The following is a 2,075-nucleotide window of genomic DNA, read 5'->3' on the forward strand; positions in this document are numbered from 1 at the left end:
GGTTGGTGACAACTTAGGCTTATCAGACCAGTTGGATAAGTATTGGAGTAAACGGTTATATAGTAAGGTAAATTGTCAACGATATTTTGAGCAGTATCTGTTACCGTCTTTATCCAGTCCTGTAGTTTTGTGTTTGGATGAAGTTGATCGCGTGTTTCCTTATCCAGAAGTAGCTGGGGAATTTCTAGGGTTGCTGCGCACGTGGCATGAGGATTCCAAAAATAATCAACTTTGGAAAAACCTGCGGTTGATTGTCGTTTATTCTACCGAAGTTTATATTGAATTGGATATCAATCAGTCTCCTTTTAATGTGGGAGAAGCAGTAGAGTTATCGGACTTGGATTTAAAAAACATTCAGAGTTTAGCTCATCTCTATGGGCTAGATTTATCCATTGAATCAGGAAAACAATTAAGGAAAATGGTAGGTGGACATCCTTATTTGTTGAAGCTGGCTTTCTCTACTCTTAGCAAAAATCCCAACATGACTATGGAGCATCTGTTAGAAACCGCCCCGACAGAATCAGGGATTTATCGCCATCATTTGCGAGAACTTTTAAATAATCTAATTCTCCATCCCAATTTACTAAACCCTTTCAAGAAAGTACTGACAACTACTAAAGCTGTGCGTCTGGATTATCAGGCGACCTATCTGTTAGAAAGTCTGGGATTAGTCAAAGTAATCGGTAATGATTGTATTCCCAGATATAATTTGTATCGTCAGTATTTTAGTAACAGGATTTTATAGATAGGGAGCGGTCAGCGGTCAGCAGTCAGCAGCAAACTTTGTGGCACAGGCTTCCAGCCTGTGACGTAATTCAGATTAAACGAATCGTTACCAATGTTATTCACAAACTAAAAGCTGATAACTGTTCGCGTAGCGTGCGCGTAGCGCATAAGCTGATAGCTTCTTTATTCCCGATTCCCGATTCCCGATTCCCTTTCTGATCATGACCAACCAACCAACAATCTATCAAGTTGGGGGAAGTTTACCTCAAGATGCCACAACTTATGCTAAGCGCAAAGCTGATGAGGAAATTTTTGAGGCTTTGATGGCTGGGGAATTTTGTTATGTGCTCAACTCCCGACAGATGGGTAAATCTAGTTTACGGGTACAAACTATGAAGCGTCTCCAGGAAGCAGGAGTAGCCTGTGGTTGTATCGATTTTACCATGATTGGGAAAGAGAATATACCGGTAGAGATGTGGTATTCAAGCTTGATAGTGATGCTGGTGTCTCAGTTTAAGCTATCAGATAAATTTGATGAAGAGGCTTGGTTTAGAGAAACAGAACACATCGCTCCCTTGTTAGGATTTGGCAAGTTTATTGAATCAGTATTGTTGGAAACTATTCCAGAAACTATTGTTATCTTTCTCGATGAAATTGACAGTATTATTAAATTAGGGTTTAAAGATGATTTCTTTGCTTTTATTCGCAGTTGTTATAATAAACGAGCGGAAAATCCTGCCTACAATCGCTTGAGTTTTTGTTTGCTGGGAGTAGCAACTCCAGCGGATTTGATTCAGGATAAACAGCGCACTCCCTTTAATATTGGTCGGGATATTGAACTGACTGGGTTTACCTTTGAGGAGGCGAAAACGCCTTTGCTCCCTGGTTTGGTAGGGAAAGTGGATAATCCGAAACAGGTGTTAGGTGAGATATTGACCTGGACAGGGGGACAACCGTTTCTGACCCAGAAGTTGTGTAAGTTAATGGTGGATGGATCCCCCCTAACCCCCCTTAACAAGGGGGGAACTTCTGGAGGGGGATCCATCCACAGCACTCCGGGATTGGGATCCCCCCTAACCCCCCTTAACAAGGGGGGAACTGGAGTTGAGGGAACTTCTGGAGGGGAATCTAATCCTGCTCTGGCTTCCCCCTTATTAAGGGGGACGGGAGGGGGATCCATCGATAACACTTCGGGATTGGGATCCCCCCTAACCCCCCTTAATAAGCTATCCATTAGGCAAAAGTAGTCGAAACAGTGATAGAGACTAGGACGTAGAAGCAAGTTGTGAACCTTCAAACAAATGGTAAAAGGTAGAAAGCCCTCGCCAGAGAGTTTTCAAGCCAGGTTC

Annotated in this window: 2 protein-coding genes; both read left to right on the forward strand. The window is 42.7% G+C overall.

Annotation, left to right across the window (positions count from 1 at the left end; genetic code table 11):
- On the forward strand, positions 1-745 hold a 745-nt coding region (locus F6K49_RS43560), incomplete at its 5' end, for an AAA-like domain-containing protein (protein ID WP_293107958.1).
- Between the two features lie 202 nt (positions 746-947).
- Positions 948-1,973: an AAA-like domain-containing protein gene (locus F6K49_RS43565; RefSeq protein ID WP_293107961.1), complete on the forward strand. Its 1,026-nt coding sequence runs from the start codon at positions 948-950 to the stop codon at positions 1,971-1,973.
- Positions 1,974-2,075: the final 102 nt, after the last annotated feature.

Source organism: Moorena sp. SIO3I6 (assembly GCF_010672095.1).

Coding starts and splice junctions, on each gene's coding strand:
- F6K49_RS43565 (WP_293107961.1), top strand. CDS start 948: ATGACCAACCAACCAACAATCTATCAAGTTGGGGGAAGTTTACCTCAA.